At 65.1% G+C, this 25,095-nt stretch carries 21 protein-coding genes; 11 read left to right on the top strand and 10 right to left on the bottom strand.

The features are described 5' to 3' along the window. Positions 1-158 precede the first annotated feature (158 nt). Entirely contained in the window at positions 159-3,665 is a 3,507-nt protein-coding gene (car, locus tag MYCSM_RS13065) for a carboxylic acid reductase (RefSeq protein ID WP_015306631.1), read from the bottom strand. A 194-nt stretch (positions 3,666-3,859) separates the two neighbouring features. Between car and MYCSM_RS13070 the strand changes: the two genes are divergently transcribed. Next, positions 3,860-4,573, top strand: a complete 714-nt coding sequence (locus tag MYCSM_RS13070) for a hypothetical protein (RefSeq protein WP_015306632.1) — start codon at positions 3,860-3,862, stop codon at positions 4,571-4,573. Between the two features lie 138 nt (positions 4,574-4,711). On the opposite strand, the gene MYCSM_RS13075 is transcribed toward MYCSM_RS13070, so the two are convergent. The 3 genes from MYCSM_RS13075 to MYCSM_RS13085 all read right to left on the bottom strand — a co-directional run bounded on the left by MYCSM_RS13075 (position 4,712) and on the right by MYCSM_RS13085 (position 8,062). Then, complete coding sequence (locus tag MYCSM_RS13075; protein WP_015306633.1) at positions 4,712-6,145, bottom strand: gamma-aminobutyraldehyde dehydrogenase; 1,434 nt, start codon at positions 6,143-6,145, stop codon at positions 4,712-4,714. A 16-nt stretch (positions 6,146-6,161) separates the two neighbouring features. Continuing rightward, positions 6,162-7,502 carry a 4-aminobutyrate--2-oxoglutarate transaminase gene (gabT, locus tag MYCSM_RS13080; RefSeq protein ID WP_015306634.1) on the bottom strand — a complete coding sequence of 447 codons (1,341 nt, stop codon included), beginning with the start codon at positions 7,500-7,502 and terminating at the stop codon, positions 6,162-6,164. A gap of 149 nt (positions 7,503-7,651) precedes the next feature. Continuing rightward, the gene (locus MYCSM_RS13085) at positions 7,652-8,062 is read right to left on the bottom strand and encodes a VOC family protein (RefSeq protein WP_015306635.1); all 411 of its coding nucleotides are present in this window, start codon (positions 8,060-8,062) and stop codon (positions 7,652-7,654) included. A 129-nt stretch (positions 8,063-8,191) separates the two neighbouring features. On the opposite strand from MYCSM_RS13085, the gene yajC reads away from it, so the two are divergent. From yajC to MYCSM_RS13120, 7 genes are all read left to right on the top strand, one after another. Continuing rightward, on the top strand, positions 8,192-8,554 hold the full coding sequence (gene yajC, locus MYCSM_RS13090) for a preprotein translocase subunit YajC (RefSeq protein WP_015306636.1): 363 nt from the start codon (positions 8,192-8,194) through the stop codon (positions 8,552-8,554). Between the two features lie 78 nt (positions 8,555-8,632). Then, a complete protein-coding gene (gene secD, locus MYCSM_RS13095; protein WP_015306637.1) occupies positions 8,633-10,438 on the top strand; it encodes a protein translocase subunit SecD in 1,806 nt (601 codons plus the stop codon). Positions 10,439-10,442: 4 nt separating this feature from the next. Continuing rightward, the gene (secF, locus tag MYCSM_RS13100) at positions 10,443-11,681 is read left to right on the top strand and encodes a protein translocase subunit SecF (protein ID WP_015306638.1); all 1,239 of its coding nucleotides are present in this window, start codon (positions 10,443-10,445) and stop codon (positions 11,679-11,681) included. A gap of 5 nt (positions 11,682-11,686) precedes the next feature. Next, positions 11,687-13,333, top strand: a complete 1,647-nt coding sequence (locus MYCSM_RS13105) for an ABC transporter substrate-binding protein (protein WP_015306639.1) — start codon at positions 11,687-11,689, stop codon at positions 13,331-13,333. Then, entirely contained in the window at positions 13,330-13,857 is a 528-nt protein-coding gene (locus MYCSM_RS13110; protein ID WP_015306640.1) for an adenine phosphoribosyltransferase, read from the top strand. The genes MYCSM_RS13105 and MYCSM_RS13110 overlap by 4 nt, the downstream gene beginning before the upstream one ends. A 72-nt stretch (positions 13,858-13,929) precedes the next feature. Next, a complete protein-coding gene (locus MYCSM_RS13115) occupies positions 13,930-16,278 on the top strand; it encodes a RelA/SpoT family protein (RefSeq protein ID WP_015306641.1) in 2,349 nt (782 codons plus the stop codon). Between the two features lie 46 nt (positions 16,279-16,324). Next, the gene (locus tag MYCSM_RS13120; RefSeq protein WP_015306642.1) at positions 16,325-16,618 is read left to right on the top strand and encodes a DUF4333 domain-containing protein; all 294 of its coding nucleotides are present in this window, start codon (positions 16,325-16,327) and stop codon (positions 16,616-16,618) included. 57 nt (positions 16,619-16,675) lie between these two features. Here the strand turns inward: MYCSM_RS13120 and MYCSM_RS13125 are convergent, their stop codons facing one another. Further along, positions 16,676-17,695 carry a peptidylprolyl isomerase gene (locus MYCSM_RS13125; RefSeq protein WP_015306643.1) on the bottom strand — a complete coding sequence of 340 codons (1,020 nt, stop codon included), beginning with the start codon at positions 17,693-17,695 and terminating at the stop codon, positions 16,676-16,678. A gap of 10 nt (positions 17,696-17,705) precedes the next feature. After that, entirely contained in the window at positions 17,706-18,584 is an 879-nt protein-coding gene (locus MYCSM_RS13130) for a peptidylprolyl isomerase (RefSeq protein ID WP_015306644.1), read from the bottom strand. Positions 18,585-18,689: 105 nt separating this feature from the next. On the opposite strand from MYCSM_RS13130, the gene MYCSM_RS13135 reads away from it, so the two are divergent. Both MYCSM_RS13135 and hisS read left to right on the top strand, forming a co-directional pair. After that, positions 18,690-19,352, top strand: a complete 663-nt coding sequence (locus MYCSM_RS13135; RefSeq protein ID WP_041311999.1) for an MBL fold metallo-hydrolase — start codon at positions 18,690-18,692, stop codon at positions 19,350-19,352. After that, positions 19,352-20,617, top strand: coding sequence for a histidine--tRNA ligase (hisS, locus tag MYCSM_RS13140; protein WP_015306646.1), 1,266 nt, complete (start codon positions 19,352-19,354; stop codon positions 20,615-20,617). Before MYCSM_RS13135 ends, hisS begins: the two co-directional genes overlap by 1 nt. An 80-nt stretch (positions 20,618-20,697) precedes the next feature. Here hisS and MYCSM_RS37775 read toward each other — a convergent pair whose 3' ends face one another. Then, complete coding sequence (locus MYCSM_RS37775; RefSeq protein ID WP_015306647.1) at positions 20,698-21,228, bottom strand: hypothetical protein; 531 nt, start codon at positions 21,226-21,228, stop codon at positions 20,698-20,700. Positions 21,229-21,353: 125 nt separating this feature from the next. Beyond that, entirely contained in the window at positions 21,354-22,955 is a 1,602-nt protein-coding gene (locus tag MYCSM_RS13150; RefSeq protein ID WP_232425799.1) for a purine-cytosine permease family protein, read from the bottom strand. A gap of 188 nt (positions 22,956-23,143) precedes the next feature. Here MYCSM_RS13150 and MYCSM_RS13155 point away from each other — a divergent pair, with 188 nt between their 5' ends. Further along, a complete protein-coding gene (locus tag MYCSM_RS13155; protein ID WP_157681483.1) occupies positions 23,144-23,560 on the top strand; it encodes a hypothetical protein in 417 nt (138 codons plus the stop codon). 33 nt (positions 23,561-23,593) lie between these two features. Here MYCSM_RS13155 and MYCSM_RS13160 read toward each other — a convergent pair whose 3' ends face one another. Next, positions 23,594-24,484 (bottom strand): haloalkane dehalogenase, encoded by an 891-nt coding sequence (locus MYCSM_RS13160; RefSeq protein WP_015306650.1) that lies wholly within the window; start codon positions 24,482-24,484, stop codon positions 23,594-23,596. A 10-nt stretch (positions 24,485-24,494) separates the two neighbouring features. Next, on the bottom strand, positions 24,495-25,079 hold the full coding sequence (locus MYCSM_RS13165) for a TetR/AcrR family transcriptional regulator (RefSeq protein WP_157681326.1): 585 nt from the start codon (positions 25,077-25,079) through the stop codon (positions 24,495-24,497). Between the last annotated feature and the right edge of the window lie 16 nt (positions 25,080-25,095).

Raw genomic sequence — 25,095 nt, forward strand, 5'->3', positions numbered from 1 at the left:
AATCAGTCACGCGGTGGCCCGCGTCGCGAAGGACGCCAACTCTCAACGTCTGTCCCTCGGCACTCATCAAGGGATCGTGTGACCGAAGATCCGAGGCGGCAACTGAGCGTGGGGAATATGAGGAAATTCGTCATATTCCCCACGCTCGGTGCAGTGATTTACAGCAGGCCGAGCAGTTGCAGGTCGGTGATGTACTTGACGATGACGTCGCGCGTCACATGCGGAATGTCTTTGTCCGGACCGATTTTCGCGTCCTGCACGGCAGCGCGGAACCGATCGGTCGGAGCGATGGATCCGCGAATGGGCGTCTCTGGCCGCTGGTAATTGTGCAGCAGCGGGAGCAGCGAGGCCTGACGCTGCCGCTCCGGCAGGGCACGGACCGCGGTGTCGAACCGCTGCAGCCACGTGGTGTAGTCGCCGACCCGCTCGACGGGAAACCCGGCTTCGATCAGCCAGTCGACGTACTCGTCGAGCCCGATGCCATCGTCGTACGGGTTCATCACGTGATAGGTCTCGAACCCGTCAACCACCTGGGCGCCCAGCGTGGAGATCGCCTCCGCGATGAATTCCACTGGCAGCCCGTCATAGTGGGCCCGCTGCCGATTGCCGTTGGCGTCGACCTCGTAGAACGAGTCAGGCGCGATCCCGGTAGCGACCAGGCTCAGCATCAGCCTGGTGAACATGTCGGGCAGGTTGAGCTGACCGGCATATGTGGTGTCGGCCAGGATCATGTCGCATCGGAACACTGAGACGGGCAGGCCGAGGTCGTGCGCCTCACGCAGTAGCACCTCGCCGGCCCACTTGCTATTGCCGTAGCCGTTGGCATAGGTGTCGTCGACCTTGCGCGTGGCGCTGTAGACGCGAACGTCGCCGTCCTCGGTGAACTGGCCGGGCTCGATGCCCGCGCCGACGCCGATTGTCGACACGTAGACGAACGGCTTCTGCTTGGTGGTAAGCGCGATTCGGATCAGCTCGGCGGTCCCGAGCGCATTCGGTCCGAACAGCTGGCTGTAGGGCAGGACGTGGTTGACCAACGCGGCGGGGTCGACGATCAGGTCGACCGTGTCGGCCAGCCGCTGCCAGGTCTGCTGATCCAGCCCCAGGTTGGCTTCGCCCTTGTCGCCTGCGATGACCTCGAGATGGTCGGCCGCCAATTCGTGGTAGTGACGCAGCAATTCGGGGTCGCCGCTGTCGAACGTCTTGTCCAGTCGTTCGCGGGCGGCGTCGTCGTCCTTGGCGCGCACCAACGCGATGACTTTGCCATCGACCATGTCCATCCGCTCGAGCCATTCCAGGGCCAGGTAGCGGCCCAGGAATCCCGTCGCGCCAGTCAAAAGCACCGTGCGCACCTCGGAGCTCGGACCCGGCAGCGACGAAGCTGCTGCGAGAGTCTTCGCATCGATGAACTTGTCCAGCGTCAGGTCATTCGCGTACACCTCGGTGGCGTCGCGGCCATGCACCGATGCGAACGTCGGCCGCTTGCTGCCGGGCTGCCGCTCGGCCTCGATGTATGCCGCCAGCGCCGCGAGGTCGTTGGCCGGGCTGACGATGACACCGACGGGCACGTCGATCTCGAAGATCTCGTGTAGCAGGTTGGCGAATGTCAACGCGGACAGCGAATCTCCGCCCAGATCGGTGAAGTGGGCGTCGGGCTGCAGCTCGCTTGCCGCCGCACCCAGGAGCGCACCCGCGGCACGGCTGATGGTCTCCAGGACCGGCCGGTCGGCGCCGTGCTGGCGCAGTTCCCGCAACTCGTTGGCCTGGCTGTCGGCCAGGTCGGTGTAGAGCTGTTCGAGCCGCTCGCCGTAGAACTCCTTGAGTTTCGGCCGCGCCAGCTTGCGGATACCAGTCAGCAGACCGTTCTCCAGCGTGAAAGGCGTTGTCTCGATGATGAAGTCGCGAGGAATTTCATACGACTGCAGTCCCGTTGCCTTCGCGACGTCTTGCAGCGATTCCGTGATCAGCTGCTTCAGCTCGGCTGCATCGTGACGTGCCAAAGCCTCTTCGGTGGGCACGATGACCGCCAGCAGATACGAGCGAGCGCTGTTGCCGTACACGAAGATCTGCCGGATCAGCGGGCTGTCAACGAATACCGCCTCCAGCTTGGCGACCGTGACGAACTCCCCCTGCGACAGCTTCAGCACATTGTTGCGGCGGTCGAGATACTGCAGCTGGTCTGGTCCAAGTTCGGCCACGACGTCGCCGGTGCGATAGTAGCCGTCGGCGTCGAACACGTCCGCGGTGATCTCGGGCCGCTTGTAGTAGCCGGGAAACATGGTCTCGGACTTGACGAGCAGCTCGCCACGTGGGTACGGGCGGTCAGTGCTGAAGTAGCCGAGATCGGGGACGTCAACCAGCTTGTAGTCGATGACGGGTGGGCGTTGCACCTGGCCGTCGACGAACACCGCGCCGGCCTCGGTGGAGCCGTAGCCATCGGTCAAATGAATGTCGAGCAGCGATTCGACGAACGTCCTCATTTCCGACGAAATGGGAGCAGAGCCCGTCATCGCCGAAATGAACCGTCCACCAAGGAGGTTCTGGCGCAAGTCGGCAAGAACGTCGGCCTCGACGGCCCAGCGATCGCCACCATCGGCAGACCGGCGGTCGACCTCGCTCTGGTACTCAGCGAAGACCATGTCCCATATTCGAGGCACGAAGCTGAGCTGGGTGGGCCGCACCAATGACAGGTCGTCGAAGAAGGTCGAAAGATCGCTTCTGGCAACAAAATAGGCGGTGCCGCCGGCTCCTAGCGTGGCGTACAGAATGCCGCGGCCCATCATGTGGCTCATCGGCATGAAGTTCAGCGTGATCGACGGTGTGGCGCCTTCGTTGCCCCACATCGCCATGCTGGACCGCCGCCAGGAGTTGGCGACCGCCTTCGCAAGGTACATCGCGCCCTTCGGCGTGCCAGTGCTGCCCGACGTATAGATGAGCAACGCGAGGTTGTCGTCACCCGCGTCGAAGGCCGGGTGAGCAGGCAACGCGTTTCCTCGGGCCAACACCTCGGCCAAAGTCTCGACCACGACGGGGGTTTCGGCGAGCCGCGCGGTCGCGGAGGCCAGCGCCTCGCGATGGTCGTCGACCTCGGCGTGGTAGTCGAACACGACGAGCCGCTCGGGCAGGTGGCCGGTCAGCATGAGTTCGACGGCGTCGTCGAGGAAGTCGACGCTCGAGAGAATGGCGACCGGCTCGGTCTCGGCGGCGATCGGCCGCAACTGGGCGACCGGTGCGCTGGTCTGAAGGGGAACCGAAACCGCGCCGGCGCGCAGCAGCGCCATGTCGACGGTGGTGTAGTCGATGCTCGTGAATCCGAGGATCGCGACGCGGTCACCGGGACGCACCGGATTCTGCGTCAACGCGGTCGCGACGGCGTCAACGCGTTCCGAAAGCTCGCGGTAAGTGATCGTGTCGAAACGGGGGAGCAGGGCAGCCGACGTGCGGCCGGTCGTCGGATCGGTGACGAATTCGACGGCGCGCTGCCCCAGCGCGGGCCGCTCGGCATAGCCGTCGATGACCGTCTGAATGATCTGCGGCAGCCTCAGCGCTGGCGATTCAATCGCGTGCGCGACGGCCTCGCTTGGTCGGGCATCGGCGAACTGCTGGTCAGTGGCGTACAAATCGGAGATGCGGCGCGCAAGCCGCTCTTCACGGGAAACAGTCGACATCAAGAATCCTCAGCAAATCGCAGGAAGTGTTGGCGCGACGTTGCGCCTAATCCAAAGTACGTTAGCAAAGCTAACTTTATTCCACTGCTGGCTGTCAGTTCGCTGTGAACGCTGTGACGGCTGTCACCACTGATTATTGACGGGTTATGCAGGCGGCGACGGGGGTACCCGCCCCGAAGACGGAGGAGGAAACCATGACTGAAAGCCGAGTTCGGCCGCGCGGTGGACGGATGCGAATTCCACGTAGCCGCGGCGCGATGAGCGGATTTCTACTGATCTTGTTGGGTGCCTGGGGCGCGTTGGTTCCGTTCGTCGGGCCCTATTTCAACTTCGCGTTCACTCCGGACCAGGAGTGGTATTGGACGACTGCGCGAGGCTGGCTCGAGGTTCTGCCCGGCGCGGCAACGGCGCTGGGCGGCTTACTGCTACTCGTCTCGGGCAACCGCGCGACAGCGATGTTCGGTGGTTGGCTGACGGTGCTCGCCGGCGCGTGGTTCGTCGTTGGCCGCGCGCTGGCCGGGCCGTTGGCGATTGGCGATGCCGGCTCGCCGGTGGCCGACACCGAAACCAAGCGGGTCTGGCTGGAGCTGACGTACTTCTATGGCCTCGGCGCGCTGATCGTCTTCCTCGGCGCGATAGCGCTGGGCCGGCTGTCGGTTCGCAGTGTCCGCGACATCGCGTACGCAGAGCGCGACGCGTATGCAGAGCGCGATGTCGCCGCTTACGACGAACGCCCGCTGGCGGCCGCTGAGCGGCAACCTGTGGCCGCGACGGCTGAGCGGCAACCGGCTCCTTCTGAAGAGGTGACGGAGATTCAGCCGGCAGGCACCGCAACTGCCGACCGGCCGCGGCGCAGCTGGCGAGACATGTTTGCCGGTGGCGGCGGTCATCGGCCAGCACACCGTTAGCCCCTCCAACGGAATTCCCGGTCGCTACATCCCCCCGGCTAGCGACCGGGAATTCCTATTGCGGCCTGCCGACCAGACGCAAAATGACCCGACACGCCGAGGAAATGGCGCACTTTGCGTCTGTTCGCGGGAGAAAAATTACCCGGTGTAGGCCATGACGTGCTTGATGCGCGTGTAGTCCTCGAACCCGTAGGCCGACAGGTCCTTGCCATGGCCCGAGGATTTGAAGCCGCCGTGCGGCATCTCGGCTACCAGCGGGATGTGCGTGTTGATCCACACGCAGCCGAAGTCCAGCGCGGCCGAAACCCGCAGCGCCCGACCGACATCGCGCGTCCACACCGATGACGCCAGTCCGTACTCGGTGCCGTTGGCCCACTGGATCGCCTCGTCCTCATCGGAGAACGACTGCACGGTGATCACCGGCCCGAAGATCTCCTGCTGGATCAGCCGGTCATCCTGACGAAGGCCACCGATGACCGTCGGCTCGATGTAGAAACCCTTGTCGCCCTGGCGTTGTCCGCCGACCGCGACCTTCGCGTGCGACGGCACATCGCCAAGGAACGACAGCACCCGCTCCAGCTGAGTGGAGTTGTTCACCGGCGGCACCCACGCGTCCTCGTCGTCGGCCGGCCTGCCGTACGTCGTGGTCGCACCGCGCGCCTGCTCGGCGAGTGCATCAGTCAGGTCGGACGCCACCGACGCCCGCGCCAACACGCGCGTCGCCGCCGTACAGTCCTGGCCCGCATTGAAATAGCCTGCGGTCGCGATTCCCTCTGCGGCCGAGGCGATGTCGCTGTCATCGAACACAAGCACCGGCGCCTTGCCGCCCAACTCGAGGTGCGTGCGCTTCAAATGGCTGCCTGCACTGACCGCAACCGCACGGCCAGCGGCCACCGAACCCGTGATCGACACCATCTCCGGTGTCGGATGAGCGACCACAGCCGCACCCGTATCCCGGTCGCCACAAACAACATTCAGTACGCCGGGCGGGAAATGCCGCGCCGCGATCTCCGCCAGCATCACCGTCGTCACCGGCGTGGTGTCGCTGGGCTTGATGACTACCGTGTTGCCCGCCGCAACCGCGGGGACGAACTTCCAGATCGCCATCAACATCGGGTAATTCCACGGCGCCACTTGACCGACCACGCCCACGGGCTCACGGCGGATCCACGAGGTGTGGTTCTCCATGTACTCGCCTGCAGACTTGCCCTCCAACATCCTTGCCGCACCGGCGAAGAACCGAATCTGGTCCACCAGCGGAGGGATCTCTTCGGCCATCGTGACGTGGTTGGGCTTACCGGTATTGCGGCCTTCGGCCTCGACGAGCGCCTGCGCGTTCTTCTCGACATCGTCGGCGAAATCCAACAGCGCCTTCTGCCGGTGTGACGGGGTGGTGCGCTTCCAGTCGGCGAACGCCTTCGACGCCGCGGCATACGCGTTGTCGATGTCGGCCTCGTTGGAGATCGGCGCGGTGGCGTACTCCTCGCCGGTGCTCGGGTCGACCAGGGCCATGGTGGCCCCGCTGACGGAGTCGGTGAGTTCGCCTGCGATGAAATTCTGAACCTTGGTCATATCAACTCCTGTTGGTTTAGAGGTCGGCCAGGACGAGAGCGAGGACGTCGAGGCCTTCGATGAGCAGTTCGTCGCTGATGGTCAGCGGCGGCAGGAACCGTAGGACATTGCCAAATGTGCCGCAGGACAACACGATTACGCCCGCGGTGTGGCAACCGACGCACAGCTTCATGGTCAGCTCCGCGTCGGGCTCCAGCGTGCCGGGCTTGACCAACTCCATCGCGATCATCGCGCCACGGCCGCGCACGTCGCCGATGCGGTCGTTCTCGGCCTGCAGCCGCCCAAGGCGGTCCTTCATCAATGTCTCGATTTGGCGTGCACGCTCGATCAGCCCGTCGGACTCGATCGTTTCGATGGTGGCCAGCGCCGCCGCGCATGCCACCGGGTTGCCGCCGTACGTCCCGCCCAGCCCGCTGACATGCGGAGCATCCATGATCTCCGCGCGGCCGGTGACCGCCGACAGCGGCAGACCGTCAGCGATACCCTTCGCGGTGCAGATCAAGTCGGGCTCGATGCCTTCGTGTTCGCACGCGAACATCGCTCCCGTGCGGGCGAACCCGGTCTGCACCTCGTCGGCGATGAACACCACGTTGTTGTCGCGGCACCAATCGAGCAGTGCGGGCAGGAAACCGTCTGCGGGAACAATGAACCCGCCCTCGCCCTGGATTGGTTCGATGATCACCGCGGCCAGGTTGTCCGCCCCGACCTGCTTCTCGATAACCGAGATCGCCCGCTTGGCGGCCAGTTCGCCATCGGTCGCGAGCTCCTTGCCGTATTCGGCGTCGCGGAACGGGTACGACAGTGGCGCGCGGTAGATCTCGGGCGCGAACGGGCCGAAGCCATGCTTGTACGGCATCGACTTTGCGGTCAGCGCCATCGTCAGGTTGGTCCTGCCGTGATAGGCGTGGTCGAACGACACCACGGCCTGTTTGCGCGTGTAGGTCCTGGCGATCTTGATCGCATTTTCGACCGCTTCCGACCCGGAGTTGAACAGCGCCGACCGCTTCTTACCGCTGCCCGGCGTCAGTCGGTTGAGCTGTTCGGCTACCGCGACGTAACCCTCGTAGGGCGTGATCATGAAGCAGGTGTGCGTGAACTGCGCGACCTGCTCGGCCACCGCCGCCACCACACGTGGTGACGAATTGCCGATCGTCGTGACGGCGATACCCGAGCCCAGGTCGATGAGTCGGTTGCCGTCGACATCTTCGACGATGCCGCCGAACGCTCGCGCGGCGTAGACGGGCATGGTGTTGCCGATCCCGCGGGACACCGCGGCGCTCTTGCGGTCGATCAGCTGTTGTGACCGTGGCCCAGGAATCGCGGTAGCGAGGTAGCGGCTTTGCTCGAGAGTGCTCAATGGAGGCTCCTGATTCCGGTGGTTTCGACGAATGCCGCGTTGCGCTCTGAGCCTAGTCTGTTGACCCACCAATCCGTCGAAAAGCGCGGCACCTAATACCGGAATCGTCGGTGAGGTCGGGTTAGTGCAACGGATTTCGTTGCGCAGGCTTAGTCGCGGTCGTGATGACACACCGCCTCGAGCATCAAGCCCCACGGGTCTAGCCAGAACGTCGCGAAATACGGCTGTGGGTATTGAGGAAAGACCTGCGGCTCGTGCAACACCCGCCCGCCGAACTGAGCCGACAGGTCGGCAACAGCGGAGTGCGCGGCAGTCACCGCCGAGCGCGTGCGGACCATGAACGCCAGGTGCTGCAGGCCGGTGTGGTGGCGTGAATACGTCGACGGCTCGGCTGCCGGGTAGAAGAACAGGTACGTGCCGGGCTTACCGGCCATCGGGCGATATGCGAACTCGTCGTCGGCGTCGAGGAACGATTCGAATCCGACCAGCGGCATAACCGCGCTGTAGTAACGCCTAGCGGCGTCCAGGTCGGGAACATTGATGCCGATGTGTCCCAGCATCTTGCGACGCTAACAGCAGACCGCGGGGTCGGCCGTCCACGGCAACAATGGCACACTGGTCAACGACGAGGCCCCTGACCTGCGGTCTGGGGGCCGTAACCGCAAGACGACACGAAAGACACCTCCGCCATGGGCGAAATGACCCTCTTCCTGCCCCTCATCATCATTTTGGGCGCATTCATGTTCTTCGCCTCGCGCAAACAGAAGAAGGCGATGCAGGCGACCATCGACCTGCACGAGTCGCTCGCCATCGGGGACCGCGTGCACACCACCTCGGGCCTGGAGGGGACTATCACCGGCATCACCGATGACAGCGTCCACCTGCAGATCGCCCCCGGCGTCGTCACCACCTGGATGAAGCTCGCGGTGCGCGACCGCATCGTCGACGACGTCGAGGACGATGACACCGACGACGCCGATGCCGACTACGAGGCTCGCGAATCGAACGCGACCGAGATCACCGAGAGCCCGAACACCAAGACTGACGGCTGACAACTCGCGCACTTCTCGGATACCAGCACGTACCCTTTGCGGTGCTGACGAACTGATCTCGAAGGAGACCCTGACAACGTGGCATCGTCCCCGACGCCGGTGCACCCTGCCCGCTACCTGACCCTGTTCTTGGTGCTGCTCATCGGTGTCTACCTACTGGTCTTCCTGACCGGTGACAAGCAGGCCAAGCCCAAGCTCGGTATCGACTTGCAGGGCGGCACCCGCGTCACGCTGACCGCACGGACGCCCGACGGCTCCGCACCCACGCGCGATGCGCTCAATCAGGCGCAGCAGATCATCAGCGCGCGTGTGAACGGGCTGGGCGTGTCCGGGTCCGAGGTCATCATCGACGGCTCCAACCTGGTCATCACGGTGCCGGGCAACGACAGCAGCGAGGCCCGCAACCTGGGCCAGACGGCGCGCCTGTACATCCGGCCCGTCATCCACGTGATTTCGGCCCAGGGGCAGGGCCAGCAACCGCCGGGCGCAGCTCCACCCGGGGCACCACCCGGTACTCCGCCGGGTGCACCGCCTGGTGCTCCGGGCATGCCGCCGGGTGCACCCGTGTCACCGATCGCACCCGCCGAGCCCGGGGCACCCGTGTCACCGCCGTCACCCGCAGAGCAGGTGCCGCCTGCTGCCCCGCCTGCGCAGACTCCGGCCCCCCAGCCGCGGCCCTATCCCCAGGAGCCGCCGCCGACGCCGGCGCCGCCGCCTCCACCCGGACCGGGCGCACCTCCGGCGCCGGGCGCCCCACCGCCACGGGACAAGCAGACTCTGGCCCAGCGCATCGCCGACGAGAAGCAGTTGCGGCAGAGCAGCGATCAGCAGATCCAGATCCTGGCGCTGCAATTCCAGGCCACCCGCTGCGGCGACGAGGACGTGCTGGCGGGCAATGACGACCCGAACCTGCCGCTTGTCACGTGCTCGCAGGACGGCAAGCAGGTCTATCTGCTGGACAAGGCGATCATCAAGGGCGAGCAGATCAAGAACGCCGACTCCGGGCTCGACCAGCAGCGCGGCGAGTACGTCGTCACCGTCGAATTCAATGATGAGGCGTCGCGGATCTGGGCCGACTTCACCGCGGCCAACATCGGCACGCAGACCGCGTTCGTGTTGGACTCCAAGGTGGTCAGCGCCCCGGAGATCCAGGAAGCCATCCCCGGCGGGCGTACGCAGATCACCGGCCACTTCACCGCCGACTCGGCGCGCGAGCTGGCCAACGTGCTGAAGTACGGTTCGCTGCCGCTGTCGTTCGAATCCTCGGAGGCCGAAACCGTCTCCGCCACATTGGGTTTGTCGTCGCTGCGGGCCGGCCTCATTGCAGGCGCCATCGGGCTTGCGGCGGTGCTGTTGTACTCACTGCTCTATTACCGGGTGCTCGGGTTGCTTACCGCACTGTCGCTAGTTGCTTCTGGGGCAATGGTTTTCGCGATTCTGGTGTTGCTGGGTAGATACATCAACTACACGCTGGACCTCGCCGGTATCGCTGGTCTGATCATCGGTATCGGCACCACGGCGGACTCCTTCGTGGTGTTCTTCGAACGCATCAAAGACGAGATACGCGAAGGGCGTTCGTTCCGCTCGGCCGTCCCGCGCGGTTGGGCAAGGGCGCGCAAGACGATCCTGTCCGGCAACGCGGTGACCTTCCTCGCGGCCGCGGTGCTCTACGTCCTGGCGGTCGGCCAGGTGAAGGGCTTCGCATTTACGTTGGGCCTGACCACGATTCTCGACGTCGTCGTGGTGTTCCTGGTCACCTGGCCGCTGGTGTACCTCGCCTCGAAGTCGCCGACGCTGGCCAAGCCCGCGTTCAACGGCCTCGGCGCGGTGCAGCAGATTGCGCGGGAACGACGAGCGGCCGCACACGCGACGGAACGGGGATAGCCAGATGGCGGCCAAGCATTCATCCGACGTGACCGATTCCAATGCGGTCGAGGCACCCGACCTCGAAGCCGCCGCGGCCAATGCGCCCAGGCACGGCTTCTTCGTTCGCCTCTATACCGGCACAGGCGCATTCGAGGTCATCGGGCGCCGCAAGCTCTGGTACACGGTCAGCGGCCTCATCGTGGCGGTGGCCCTCGCGAGCATCCTGTTGCGCGGCTTCACCTTTGGCATCGACTTCGAGGGCGGCACAAAGGTGTCGATGCCGGTCGCAGGCCAGACCGGCACGGTCAGCACCCAGCAGGTCGAGGACGTGTTCAGCAAGACGCTGGGCAAGGCCCCCGAATCGGTGGTGATGGTGGGCAGCGGTGGTTCGGCGACCATGCAGATCCGTTCGGAAACGCTGACCAACGAGGAGACCGAGAAACTGCGCAATGCGCTGTTCGACGCGTTCCACCCCAAGGGTGCCGACGGGCAGGTGTCGAAACGGGCGATCAGTGACTCGGCGGTGTCGGCGTCGTGGGGTGGACAGATCACCAAGAAGGCGCTGATCGCCCTGGTGGTCTTCCTGGTGCTCGCCGCCATCTACATCACCGTGCGCTACGAGCGCTACATGGCGATGTCGGCGCTGGCGACGCTCGTGTTCGACTTGGTGACCACAGCGGGCGTCTATTCGATCGTCGGGTTCGAGGTCACGCCTGCAACGGTGATCGGCCTGCTGACCATCCTCGGCTTCTCGCTGTACGACACCGTCATCGTCTTCGACAAGGTCGAGGAAAACACCCACGGCTTCGAACACACCACGCGGCGCACGTTCGCAGAACAAGCGAACCTCGCGGTCAACCAGACCTTCATGCGGTCGATCAACACCAGCCTGATCTCGGTGCTGCCGATTGTGTCGCTGATGGTGATAGCGGTGTGGTTGCTCGGCGTCGGCACGCTGATGGATTTGGCGTTGGTGCAGCTGGTCGGCATCATCGTCGGCACGTACTCCTCGATCTTCTTCGCGACTCCGCTTCTGGTGTCGCTGCGTGAGCGCACCGATCTGGTCCGCACACACACCCGGCGGGTGCTCAACCGGCGCAAGCCGACCAAGGCCACCGAGGTCGTGCAGGATGCCGAGCCTGAGGAGGCGGCGGTGGCCGCCAAGCCGGCACCAGAGAAACCCGCGCCTGGCTCGCGGCCCGTTCGGCCGACCGCCACCCGGACCGGACGCCCGTCGGGTAAGCGAAACACTCGGCGGTAACGGCGATGCCAGTCGGGAGCCGGAGCGTTATCCCCGCGGCCGTGCTGTCGCTGGTCGGTGGGCTGGGACTGGCGGCATGCGCGGCCGGTCCCGCCGACAGCGTGAACTACGCCGTTGACGGCACGCTGGTCACCTACAACACGAACACCGTCGCGGGCGCCGCATCGGGGGGGCCGCAGGCCTTCGCCCGCGTGCTAACCGGTTTCAACTACCACGGACCCGACGGCCAGATCGTCGGCGACCACGATTTCGGCACCATCTCGGTGGTCGGGCGGGCGCCGCTGGTACTCGACTACGAGATCAGCGCCAATGCGGTGTACTCCGACGGCAAGCCGATCACTTGTGACGACATGGTGCTGGCGTGGGCCGCCCAGGCGGGCCGGCTGCCGGACTTCGACGCGGCCAGCCGTGCCGGTTACAGCGACATCGCCTCCGTCGACTGTGCGCCCGGACAGAAGAAGGCGCGGGTGACGTTCGCGCAGGACCGCGGGTTCGTCGACTTCGGCCAGCTGTTCGCCGCGACGTCGATGATGCCGTCACACGTCATCGCCGACGAGCTGGGAATCGACGTCACCACCGCACTGCTCAACAACGACGGCCCGACCGCCGAGCGCATCGCGCAGGTATGGAACAACACCTGGAACCTGGACCCCGGGCACTTCGACGCCAAGCGCTTCCCGTCGTCGGGGCCCTACAAGATCGACGCAGTCAACAAGGACGGCTCGGTCGTGCTGGTCGCCAACGACAAGTGGTGGGGCGCCAAGCCCGTCACCAAGAAGGTCACGGTGTGGCCGCGCGGCGCCGACATCCAGGACAAGCTCAATCAGCGCGCCTACGACGTGGTCGACGTGGCGGCCGGATCGTCGGGAACGCTGAATCTGCCCGACGACTACGTACGCACCGACTCGCCGTCGGCGGGTATCGAGCAGCTCATCTTCGCCCCGCAGGGGCCGTTGGCCGGCCCGCCCGCGCGTCGCGCGCTTGCGTTCTGCACGCCGCGCGACGTGATCGCCAAAAACGCGACGGTGCCGATCGCCAACGCCCGGCTCAACCCCACTGCCGAGGATGCCTATGCCGCGGCGGAGGGTGCCGACCAGTCCGGGCAGTTCGCGGTCGCCAACCCCGACGCCGCCCGCGCCGCGATCAACAACCGGCCGATGACCGTGCGCATCGGCTATCAGAGCCCGAACGCGCGACTGGCGGCTACCGTCGGTGCGATCGCCAAGGCATGCGCGCCCGCCGGTATCACCGTGCAGGACGCGGCGTCGGATTCCACCGGCCCACTGAGCCTGCGCGACAACAAGATTGACGTGTTGATCGCGAGCACCGGCGGCGCCACGGGAAGCGGGTCGACGGGCTCATCGGCGATGGACGCCTACGACCTGCACACCGGCAACGGCAACAACCTGTCGAGCTACTCCAACGAACGCGTCGACGGAATCATCGCGTCGCTGGCGGTGACCTCCGACCCGAAAGAGCTTGCGCGACTGCTCGGTGAGGGCGGATCGATCCTGTGGGCCGACATGCCGACGCTGCCGCTCTACCGTCAACAGCGCACACTGCTCACATCGAAGCAGATGTACGCGGTGAGCAGCAATCCGACTCGATGGGGCGCGGGGTGGAACATGGACCGCTGGAAGCTGTCGAAATGACGACCGAGATCTCGCGGCTGGTTGCGTCGTTGACGCGCGAGGTGCCCGATTTTCCCGAGCCCGGTGTCCAATTCAAGGACCTGACCCCGTTGCTGGCCGACGCTCGTGGCCTCGACGCGGTGGCCGACGCGCTGGCAGACGTCGCAAGGGGAGTGGACCTGGTGGCCGGCGTGGACGCACGGGGCTTCCTGCTCGGCGGCGCCGTCGCGATCAAGCTGGGCATCGGCGTGCTGGCAGTCCGCAAGGGCGGCAAACTGCCACCGCCGGTGATCGGCGAGACCTACAACCTGGAATACGGCACGGCCACGCTGGAGGTTCCCGCCGACGGCATCGAGTTGGCAGGCCGGAACATCGCGATCATCGACGACGTTTTAGCTACCGGCGGCACGGTGGCGGCCACGGCCAAGCTGCTTCGGCTTGCCGGAGCGAACGTCACCGGCGCAGCAGTGGTTCTCGAGCTTGCTGCCCTCGGTGGCCGCGACCTGCTCAAACCGTTGGCCGTCAGCAGCTTGCACACGGTGTGAGGGCTATCCTCGAAGTCTGACGAGGAGTAGGGCGATGAGCGCTCGCGCGAAGGGCGGACGTTGGAGGTGACCATGGCTGACGATCCCGGCACGGGACAAGCCGTGCAGGCACCTCCTGGAGCTTCGTTGCCCGAGACGCAGCCGCTGGAGATCCCCAAAGTTTCGACCAGTGCGTCGCGGCGCGTGCGCGCCCGGCTGGCCCGCCGGATGACCGCGCAGCGCAGTGCCGTCAACCCGGTGCTCGAGCCGCTGGTCGCTGTGCACAAGGGGTTCGTCCCCAAGGCCAATTTGGCGCTGCTGCAGAAGGCATATGAGGTCGCCGAGGAGCGACATGCCGACCAGATGCGTCGCTCCGGCGATCCGTACATCACCCATCCGCTGGCCGTCGCCAACATCCTGGCCGAGCTCGGCATGGACACCACCACGCTGGTCGCCGCGCTGCTGCACGACACCGTCGAGGACACCGGCTACACGATGGAACAGCTGACCGCCGACTTCGGTGAGGAGGTGGCGCATCTGGTCGACGGCGTCACCAAGCTGGACCGGGTGGCGCTCGGCACCGCAGCTGACGCCGAGACGATCCGCAAGATGATCATCGCGATGGCTCGCGACGGCCGAGTGTTGGTGATCAAGGTCGCCGACCGGCTGCACAACATGCGCACCATGCGTTTCCTGCCGCCGGAGAAGCAGGCCCGCAAGGCCCGCGAGACGCTGGAAGTCATTGCGCCACTGGCACATCGGCTGGGTATGGCCACGGTGAAGTGGGAGCTCGAGGACCTGTCGTTTGCGATCCTGCACCCGAAGAAGTACGAAGAGATCGTTCGGTTGGTCGCCGACCGGGCGCCGTCGCGCGACACCTATCTCGCGAAGGTGCGTGACGAGATCACCTCCACGCTCAACGCGTCGAAGATCAACGCGGACGTGGAGGGTCGCCCGAAGCACTACTGGTCGATCTACCAGAAGATGATCGTCAAGGGCCGCGACTTCGACGACATCCATGACCTGGTCGGTGTGCGCATCCTGTGCGACGAGATCCGCGACTGTTATGCCGCTGTGGGCGTGGTGCATTCGCTGTGGCAACCGATGCCCGGGCGATTCAAGGATTACATCGCCCAACCGCGCTACGGGGTCTATCAGTCGTTGCACACCACCGTCGTGGGGCCTGAGGGCAAGCCACTGGAAGTGCAGATCCGCACCCGCGATATGCACACCACCGCCGAGTACGGCATCGCGGCGCACTGGCGATACAAGGAAACCAAGGGCCGCAACGCCCCTCATCCGCACGCCGCCGCCGAGATCGACGATATGGCGTGGATGCGTCAGCTGCTCGACTGGCAGCGGGAGGCTGCGGACCCCGGCGAGTTCCTCGAGGCACTGCGTTACGACCTTGCGGTGCAAGAGATCTTCGTGTTCACCCCCAAGGGCGATCTGATCACGCTGCCGACGGGCTCGACTCCCGTCGACTTCGCCTACGCCGTGCACACCGAGGTTGGCCACCGCTGCATCGGCGCCAGGGTCAACGGCAGGTTGGTCGCGCTCGAGCGCAAGCTCGAAAACGGGGAAGTGGTCGAGGTTTTCACGTCCAAGGCGCCGAACGCAGGCCCGTCGCGGGACTGGCAGACGTTCGTGGTGTCGCCGCGTGCGAAGGCCAAGATTCGGCAATGGTTCGCCAAGGAACGTCGCGAAGAGGCGCTGGAGTCGGGTAAAGACGCCATCGCGCGTGAGGTCCGCCGTAGCGGACTTCCGTTGCAGCGGTTGATGAATGCCGAGTCGATGGCGGCGCTGGCGCGCGAACTGCGCTACACCGATGTGTCCGCCCTCTACACCGCGGTGGGCGAAGGCCACGTCTCGGCCCGGCACGTCGTGCAGCGGCTGGTGGCCCAGCTCGGCGGCGCCGACGAAGCCGCCGACGAGCTCGCCGAACGCTCGACACCGACGACCATGGTGGTGCGGCAACGCAGCACCGACGATGTCGGCGTGTCGGTGCCAGGCGCTCCCGGCGTGCTGTCGAAGCTGGCCAAGTGCTGCACACCCGTGCCCGGCGACAACATCATGGGATTCGTCACGCGCGGCGGCGGCGTCAGCGTGCACCGCACCGACTGCACGAATGCCACGTCGCTGCAACAACAGTCGGAGCGGATCATCGACGTGCAGTGGGCGCCGTCGCCGTCGTCGGTGTTCCTCGTCGCCATTCAAGTGGAGGCGCTCGATCGGCATCGGTTGTTGTCGGACGTCACGCGCGTGCTGGCCGACGAAAAGGTCAACATCCTGTCGGCATCGGTGACGACGTCCGACGATCGCGTGGCCATCAGCCGGTTCACTTTCGAAATGGGCGACCCGAAGCATTTGGGTCACTTGCTCAACGTGGTGCGCAATGTGGAGGGCGTCTACGACGTCTACCGGGTGACTTCTGCCGCATAGCTGCGAACGCAATCTACCGTTTGCTCTGTTGTGAAATACTGCGGTGATGCGCACTGCGTTGGTGGTTCTGGTTGCTTCGCTGGCGATGCTCTTGGCCGGTTGTGGTTCGACGATCAAGCCCGAGGGGGCGGCGCAATCCGTCGTCGACCTGGTGTCAAAGCAGACCGGCTTCAAGCCGAACGACGTCAAGTGCCCGTCGGGCGTCGACGCCCAGGTCGGCAAGGAATTCCAGTGTCACTTCACCGGACCCGAGGGCAAGGACTACACCGCCCAGATGAAGGTCACCAAGGTCGAGGGCGAAAACGTCGAGTTCTACATCAAGACCGCGCCCAGCAAGTAATCCCCGCGAGCAGACGCAAAACCGCACTCCGACAGCCGGATTCGTGCGCTTTCGCCGCTAGCCGATCTGTACTGACTTGATCGTCGCGTCGACGACAGGCTTGCCGTCCTCAGTTCCGTCGGCGACGCCGCCCGCGGCGACCTTGTCCAACGTCGCCAACCCGGCGCTGTCGATCGTGCCGAACACGGTGTAGGTCGGCGACAGCTGAGAGTCCTTGTACACCAAGAAGAACTGGCTGCCATTGGTGCCCGGCCCGGAGTTGGCCATCGCCAAAGTGCCGCGCGGATAGGTCACCGGCACCTTCAACGCTGGATCGGTCAGCCGGTACTGGTTGGTCGGGTATTCGTTTGGAAACCGGTAGCCAGGCCCGCCTGTGCTGGTGCCGGTCGGATCGCCGCACTGCAGCACACCGAGTTCGGCCGATGTGGTCAGCCGGTGGCACTTGGTGTTGTCGAAGAAGCCCTGCTTGGCCAGGCTCGTGAAGTTGTTAACGGTGCACGGCGTCTTGCTGTTGGTCAACTCCAGCCCGATCGTGCCCTGGGTCGTGGTGACGGTCGCGCGGATGAGCGCGGGGTCGGTCGCGATCCGGCCGTTCTGCGGCGGCTTGACGGGCTTGCTCCCCGGCTCCGTCGTCGCCGGGTATTGGCAGTTGGAGCCCAGCGTCTTCGGCGGGTTGAACGGCGGCAGGGTGTTGTCGACCGTCGGCGAGGGCGCTGCGGTGACCGAGGGCGCGGTGGACAGGCCGTTCAGCCGGTCGAGCTCATTGGCGACGGTCACGAAGAACACCACGCTCAGCGCCACCGCCACGACAGTGAACACGGTGATCAGGTAGCTGATCACCAATCCCGCGATGGCTAGGCCGCGGCCCTCCTCGCCGGTCTTGCGGATCTGCGACAGCGAAATATGCCCGAAGATGATGCCCAGCGGCGCGAACACGAACGCGCATACCAACGACGCGATCGCCAGCGCATTGGTGGTCGGCGGCCGCGGATATCCCGGGTATCCCGGATAGCCGTAGGACCCCGCGTACGGGCCGGGCGGTGGTGGGTACGGGCCGTACGGCGGCGGAGTGGTCATGGCCGCGGCGTCAGTCGAGCAGGATCGACTTGATCGTCACGTCGTCCTTCGGCTTGCCGTCCTGACCGCCGTCGGCGGTGCCGGCCGCAGCGATCTTGTCCAGCGTCGCGAGGCCGGTCTCGTCGATGGTCCCGAACACCGTGTAGTTGGGCGGCAGCTCCGAATCCTTGTACACCAGGAAGAACTGGCTGCCGTTGGTGCCAGGCCCGGCATTGGCCATCGCCAGCGTGCCGCGCGGATACTTCACCGGCTCCTGCAGCTTGGGGTCGTCAGGCTGGTACTGGTTGGTCGGGTACTCGTTCTCGAATTGGTAACCCGGACCGCCCGTGCCCTGACCGGTCGGATCGCCGCACTGCAGCACCGCCAGGCCAGGCGAGGTGGTCAGCCGGTGGCATGGCGTGTCGTTGAAGAAGCCCTGCTGAGCCAGGCTGGCGAAGCTGTTGACCGTGCACGGCGCCTTGGCGTTGTCGAGCTGCAGCCCGAGGTTCCCCTGATTCGTCGACATGCTGGCGCTGACCTGCGGCGGGTCGGTCGGAACCTTGCCGGTGCGTGGCGGCTTGGCCGGCTTGCTCGCCTTGTCTTGCGATGCAGGGTACTGGCAGTTCGCGCCGAGGTTCGCCGGTGCTGCGAACGGGGGCAGGGCTCCCGCCGCTGCGGGAGCCGCGCTGGTCGGGGTGGCCGACGTCGTCGTCGCGGACGCGGTCTGACTATCGGAGTGCTTGTTGGTGATGACGATGGTGGCCACGATGGCGCCGATCACGACGATGGCGGCCGCGACGGAGCCGACGATCGTGTAGATGCGGCGCTTGCGTTCCTTCGCTGCTCGGCGCTCGAGCTGACGCTCGAGTTTGCGCTTTGCCGTTGCACGCCGTTGTTCATTGGTCGGCACCGCCGGTGTCCTCCTCATGATCGGGTGGTCGGCACCGAGTGTGCCAGGCGTTGCTGAGTGCAGGGGTCGCGACCCACGCCAACGTTAAATGGGACACTGGACGCCGTGTTGATCACCGGCTTCCCGGCAGGCATGTTGGCGTGCAATTGCTACGTGCTGGCCAAACGAGCCGGGGCCGACGCGATCATCGTCGATCCTGGCCAACGGGCCATGGGGCAGCTGCGCCAGATCCTCGACGACCACCACCTCACCCCGGCCGCGGTGCTGTTGACTCACGGGCACATCGACCACATCTGGTCGGCCCAGAAGGTGGCCGACATGTACGGCTGCCCGGCCTACATCCATCCCGAAGACCGCTTCATGCTGAGCGATCCGATCAAGGACTTCGGCCCACGGCTGGCGCAGATCGCGTTCGGCGCGCTGTTCCGCGAACCCAAACAGGTCGTTGAGCTCGACCGCGACGGGGACAAGGTAGATGTGGGTGATGTGACGGTGACCATCGACCACACGCCCGGGCACACCCGCGGTTCCGTCGTATTTCGAATTTCCGACGGACCGGAAGAGGTCGTCTTTTCCGGCGACACTTTGTTCCGCGGTTCGGTCGGGCGCACCGATCTTCCCGGCGGCAGCGGCCGCGACCTGCTCGGCTCGATCGTGACAAAACTGTTGGTGCTCGAAGACGACACCGTGGTATTCCCGGGACACGGTGAAAAGACAACGATTGGTTTCGAACGCCGCACCAACCCGTTCCTCGAAGGCCTGACCTAGTGACCGATTTTCAGGCGCCCAAGGGCGTCCCGGATTACCTGCCGCCCGACTCGGCCCAGTTCGTGGGTGTGCGCGACGGCCTTCTCGACGCTGCCCGGCGTGCCGGCTACGGCGACATCGAACTGCCGATCTTCGAGGACACCGCGCTGTTCGCCCGTGGCGTCGGCGAGTCAACCGATGTGGTGAGCAAGGAGATGTACACGTTCGCCGATCGGGGCGATCGCTCGGTGACATTGCGCCCGGAAGGCACCGCGGGGGTGATGCGTGCGGTGATCGAGCATGGCCTCGACCGCGGCCCGCTGCCCGTGAAGCTCTGTTACGCAGGGCCGTTTTTCCGTTACGAGCGTCCACAAGCGGGGCGTTACCGGCAGCTGCAGCAGGTCGGCGTCGAGGCGATCGGTGTCGACGACCCCGCGCTGGACGCAGAGGTGATCGCGGTGGCCGACGCGGGCTTCCGCTCGTTGGGGCTTGACGCGTTTCGGCTCGAAATCACCTCGCTCGGCGACGACTCCTGCCGGCCGCAGTACCGGGAGCTGTTGCAGGAGTTCCTGTTCAAGCTCGACCTCGACGAAGAGACCCGTCGCCGCGCCGAGATCAACCCGCTGCGGGTGCTCGACGACAAGCGGGCCGAGATGCGCGAGATGACCGCCGACGCACCCGTGATGTTGGATCACCTCTCCGATGTCGCCAAACAGCACTTCGACACGGTGCTCGCGCATCTCGACGCGTTGGGCGTGCCGTATGTGATCAATCCGCGGATGGTGCGCGGGCTGGATTACTACACGAAGACGACGTTCGAGTTCGTGCACGACGGGCTGGGCGCCCAATCGGGCATCGGGGGTGGCGGCCGCTATGACGGGCTGATGCGTCAGCTCGGCGGAAAAGACTTGTCCGGCATCGGGTTTGGTCTGGGTGTCGACCGCACGCTGTTGGCGTTGAAGGCCGAGGGCAAGACGGTCGGTGGGCCTACGCGCGTCGATGTGTTCGGTGTGCCGCTGGGCGACCAGGCCAAACTGACGCTGGCTGTGCTTGCGGCGCGGCTGCGCGCCGCGGGTGTGCGCGTCGACCTGTCCTACGGCGACCGCGGTATCAAAGGCTCGATGCGCGCTGCCGACCGGTCGGGCGCGTCAATCGCTTTGGTCGCCGGAGACCGCGACATCGAGGCAGGCACGGTCGGCGTGAAGAACCTGGCGACCGGTGAGCAGGTCGACGTCGCTGTCGATAACGTTCTGAGCGAAGTGCTTTCGCGCCTCAGCCGCGCCTAGCCTGGCACCACCCTTCCGCGAGCGACCGTGTCTGCACGGCGACACGCCGTCAAACTGCGTACAAATGCGGTCGCTCGCGCTCAACGGCTAAGTGAGACCAATGCGGTCAATACTTCGTCGACGTTGCCGACGCCACCGTCGAACGGGTTACCGCGCTTCAAGACGTGGGTGCCGCCCGGCGTCACCGCGACGAGTTTCGTTGAGCTGGAACCGATTTGCATCTTGCGTGCGAAGCGCACCTGATCCAACGAGACGATTGCCCCGCCGCCGTAGCTGAATATCCCGAGCTTGCGGTCGATGACCGCCACCGGCCGGCATTCGTGAAGGGGTTGGCTGCGGCGGCGGCGAAACTTGCGGAACGCCAAAAACGCCGCGGCCGCGATCACCAGGCCGACGGCGACAAATGCCGCGCCCACCGCCCGATAGGGTGTGGCTGCAATGACCGCGACGACACCGAAGCCGCCGGCGACCAGGGCGAACACACCGAGCACGAAGGTCAGTACCGTCAGCGCACCCGTGCGGCGGTCGAACAAAAGCACCCGCCTGCCGTCATCGGTGACGACGAGTCCGCCCGTGTCGGCCAGGGTTTGCGGTGGCGTCGGTGTGTTCACGCATTGCAGAGTGCCCGCTAACGGGCTCGCGCGTTGGCAAAACCGCAAACGCCATCCGCGACAGCATGCCGTCCGAAGCGTCGCGTCTGCGCGAGAATCGGTTCGACGCTGTGCGCTACATCAAACTACGTCTGCGCGGGAAGGACGTGGTCTGCCACCTTGTCGGTGCTCAGGCACAACGAGCAGACGTGTGCGTCGTGCGTCTCGCACTTCATCATGTCGGGCCGTTCGTAGTCGTGGTGGCACACATGGCATTTCAGGTGTTCGCCCGACGGGTTGCCGTATTCGTCGTACATCGGCAACTCGATGCCGTCGTCCGTGCGGCGCAGGTAGTACTTGCCCTTCGTCGCGACCGCGAGAATCGGCGGCAACACCAGCGCCAAGCCGATCGCCACCAGCGGCGAGTATGGCCGGATCGCCTCACCGAGGCCGCCGAAGAACGCGATGACCGACAGGCCGGCGGCCAACAGCATCGAGCCGAAGCCGACGGGGTTGAACGCATACAGCATGCCGCGGCGGAATTCCGGCTTCATCGGAGACAGCTTCAACAGGTACTTGTTGAACACGATGTCCGACGCGACGACCACCACCCAGGCCATGCCGCAGTTGGCGTAGAAGCCGAGGATCGTGTTGAGGAAGCTGAACATGTTGGCTTCCATCAGTATCAGCGCGATCAACAGGTTGACGCCGAGGAACACGATGCGTCCCGGGTAATGCTTGGTGACGCGGGTGAAGGAGTTGGTCCACGCCAGCGAGCCGGAATAGGCGTTGGTGACGTTGATTTTGATCTGGCTGATGACGACAAGGACGACGGCCAGCGTCATCGCGAGCCAGCTGGGCAGGAAGTTGCGGTAGATCTCGAGGAACTGGTGCACCGGCTGATTGGCGATGCCCGCACTGCCCGCGACGTTCGCGATCAGGTAGACCGCGAGGAACAGGCCGACGATCTGTTTGATGGCGCCGAAGAACACCCAGCCGGGCCCGGCCAGGATCAGCCATGTCCACCAGCTGCGCTTGTTCTCCGGGGTCTGCGGCGGCATGAAGCGCAAATAGTCGTTCTGCTCGGCGATCTGGGCGATCAGCGACAAGCACACGCCGGCGGCCAGCAGCGTCGAACCCAAATCGAACCCGCCCTTACCGTTCTCACCTTGATACGCAAAGAATTGGCTCACTGAGTCGGGGTGGCTGATCACCAAGTACACGAACGGCGCAACCATCAGCACCAGCCACAGGGGAGTGGTCCAGACCTGAAGTGTCGACAGCACTTTCATGCCGTAAATCACGAGCGGGAAGATGATGAGCGTCGACGCGGCATAGCCCAGCCATAACGGGATATGCAGCCCGAGGTTGAGTCCCTGCGCCATGATCGAACCCTCGAGCGCGAAGAAGATGAACGTGAACGTCGCGAAGATGACGTTCGTGACCACCGAGCCGTAGTAGCCGAATCCGCTACCGCGCGTGACCAGGTCGAGATCGATGTTGTAGCGCGCGGAGTAGTACGCGACAGGAAAACCGGTCAAGAAGATGACGACGGCGAAGATCAGGATGCCCCACAGCGCGTTCGTCGTGCCGTACGAGATGCCGACGTTGGCGCCGATCGCGAAGTCGGCGAGGTAGGCGATGCCGCCCAGCGCGGAAATGCCGACCACACGTGTTGACCATTTACGGTAGCTGCGCGGCGCGAAACGCAGCGTGTAGTCCTCCAAGGTTTCCTTGGTGGCGGTCATCGTGTCGAGGTCGGCCTCGACAGTCTCGTTCAGCGGCTCTTTGCTGAGCTCTTGTGTCATGGCGCGAAATTAAGACCGACTTGTTTCGTATCGATTTCAAGCGTGTTCCCTGCGTGAACAGATTTCGGGGGGCCATGTGGACGTGTGCCTGCTGTAACGATCCGGTACCGTGCGGCGATGTGACGGACATGCGAAAAGTGACAACGGTTGGTGCTGCGCTGGTGGTGGCGGCTGCCGGAATTGCAGTAAGTCATGGCGTGGCGAGCGCTGAGCCGGCTGGTCACCAGGTGCGGTACACGCTCACGACGGGTGGCCCGGCGGATTTCGACCTGTTCTATCTGGTCAACCAGCCGCCGAACAAGCAGGCCTACAACGCGGACGCGTACGCATTCGTGAAGCGAGAGACCGTCAATGTCGGGCCGGACGCGCCGTGGGTGTTCGAGACCACGCTCGCCGATCCGCAGTGGGCGATCTTCACCATCAGCAGCACCACGCACGGCGGGCAGGCCGCGCCGAATCCGCACTGCGAGATCGCCGTCGACGGTCAGGTCGTCGTGCAGCAGGACGCGCCCTACAACCTGCAATGCCAGCTGTCGCAGTGGTGATTGCTTTCGGCGCGTGCGCTCGTCGCCGGTGAGCTAGGCGCTCGCCCGCACTGCGCGCACGAACGACGCCACGGCAGCGCCGATTTCGTCGGGGCTGTCCTCTTGGACGAAGTGCACACCGGGCACGGAGACCTCGGTCTGATTCGGCCAGGTACGGACGAAGTCGAGTGCACGACCCCGGATCAGCGCGCCTGGCTCGGCCTGGATGAACAGTTTGGGCACGTCGCTTCGCGACAGCCACCGGCCGTACTCCTCGACAATGGCGACGACGTCGGCGGGTTCACCCTCGATCGGGATGTTGCGCGGCCACGACAACGTCGGCCGACGGTCCGCACCCGGATTGCGGAACGGCTCACGATAGTGGTCCATCTCCTCGTCGGTGAGTTGGCGTTTGATCGAAGCGGGCAACACCTGTTCGACAAACACATTCTGTTCCAACACCATTGACTCGCCGTCGGGAGAGCGGAAGCCCTGGAACACGCTGCGCATCGGGCCGGGGAAGTCCGACCAGTCGATCGGCATCGTGATCGCTTCCGTGTAGGCGATGCCCGCGACACGGTCACGGTGCTGGTTGGCCCAGTCGAATCCCAGCGCCGAACCCCAGTCGTGCAGAACGAGGATCACCCGATCGCCGAGATCGAGTTCATCCCAAAGCGCGAACAGGAAGTCACGCTGTTCGGCGTAGTGGTAGCGGTCCGGTCCGGAGTCGTCGAGCTTGTCCGAGGCGCCCATGCCGATCAGGTCGCAGGCAATGAGCCGACCCAGCCCCTCTAGATGCGGCATGACGTTGCGCCACAGATACGACGACGTCGGGTTGCCATGCTGGAAGACGATCGGATCGCCTTGGCCCTCATCAATGTAAGCCATCCGCTTGCCGTTTATCTGCTTGTACTGCAGCTGCCCAAAGGGTTTGGCTGCCGGCATTACGTCCTCCTCAATTCGGTTGGGCGTCGGCGAGTTTCGCCGCGGCCTCTCGAGCCACCCGCAAGATTCGGGCTGAGAACTTCGGGTCGGCCACGGCGCGTGCCAGAGCCATCCCGCCCACGCAGACCGTCATCAGCGCGATTGCGTCGTCGAGACGGTCGTTCTCACCGTCACAGATCGCGGCCAACGATCCGCGAAGTTCCCGCTCGTACGACGCCCGGAATCCTTCGGACGCATGCGCGGCGTCGGAACTCAACGCCGCGAATGCGCAACTGGTAGCCAGGTCGTCACGATGAGCGGTGGTCAGGTAACGCTTGGCGAGGCTGGTCAGTCGCTCCCGCCACGACTCAGCGCGTCTCGGCTTGATCCATTGCGGGCGGCCAGTGGTGATCGCCCGCGCGAACGCTGCGTTGGCGAGGTCGTCCTTGCTGGAGAAATGCGAGTAGAACGCGCCGTGCGTCAGGCCGGCGTCGCGCATGACCGGCACGATCGCCGCCCCGTCCAGCCCCTCCTCGCGAATCCGGCGCGCCGCGGCATCCAGGATTTTGTCCAGCGACTCCTGCTTGCTCTGCGCGCGTGTCCCGGCATTTCGCATGATGGCCATCATGCTA

Source organism: Mycobacterium sp. JS623 (genome assembly GCF_000328565.1).
GTDB lineage: Bacteria > Actinomycetota > Actinomycetes > Mycobacteriales > Mycobacteriaceae > Mycobacterium.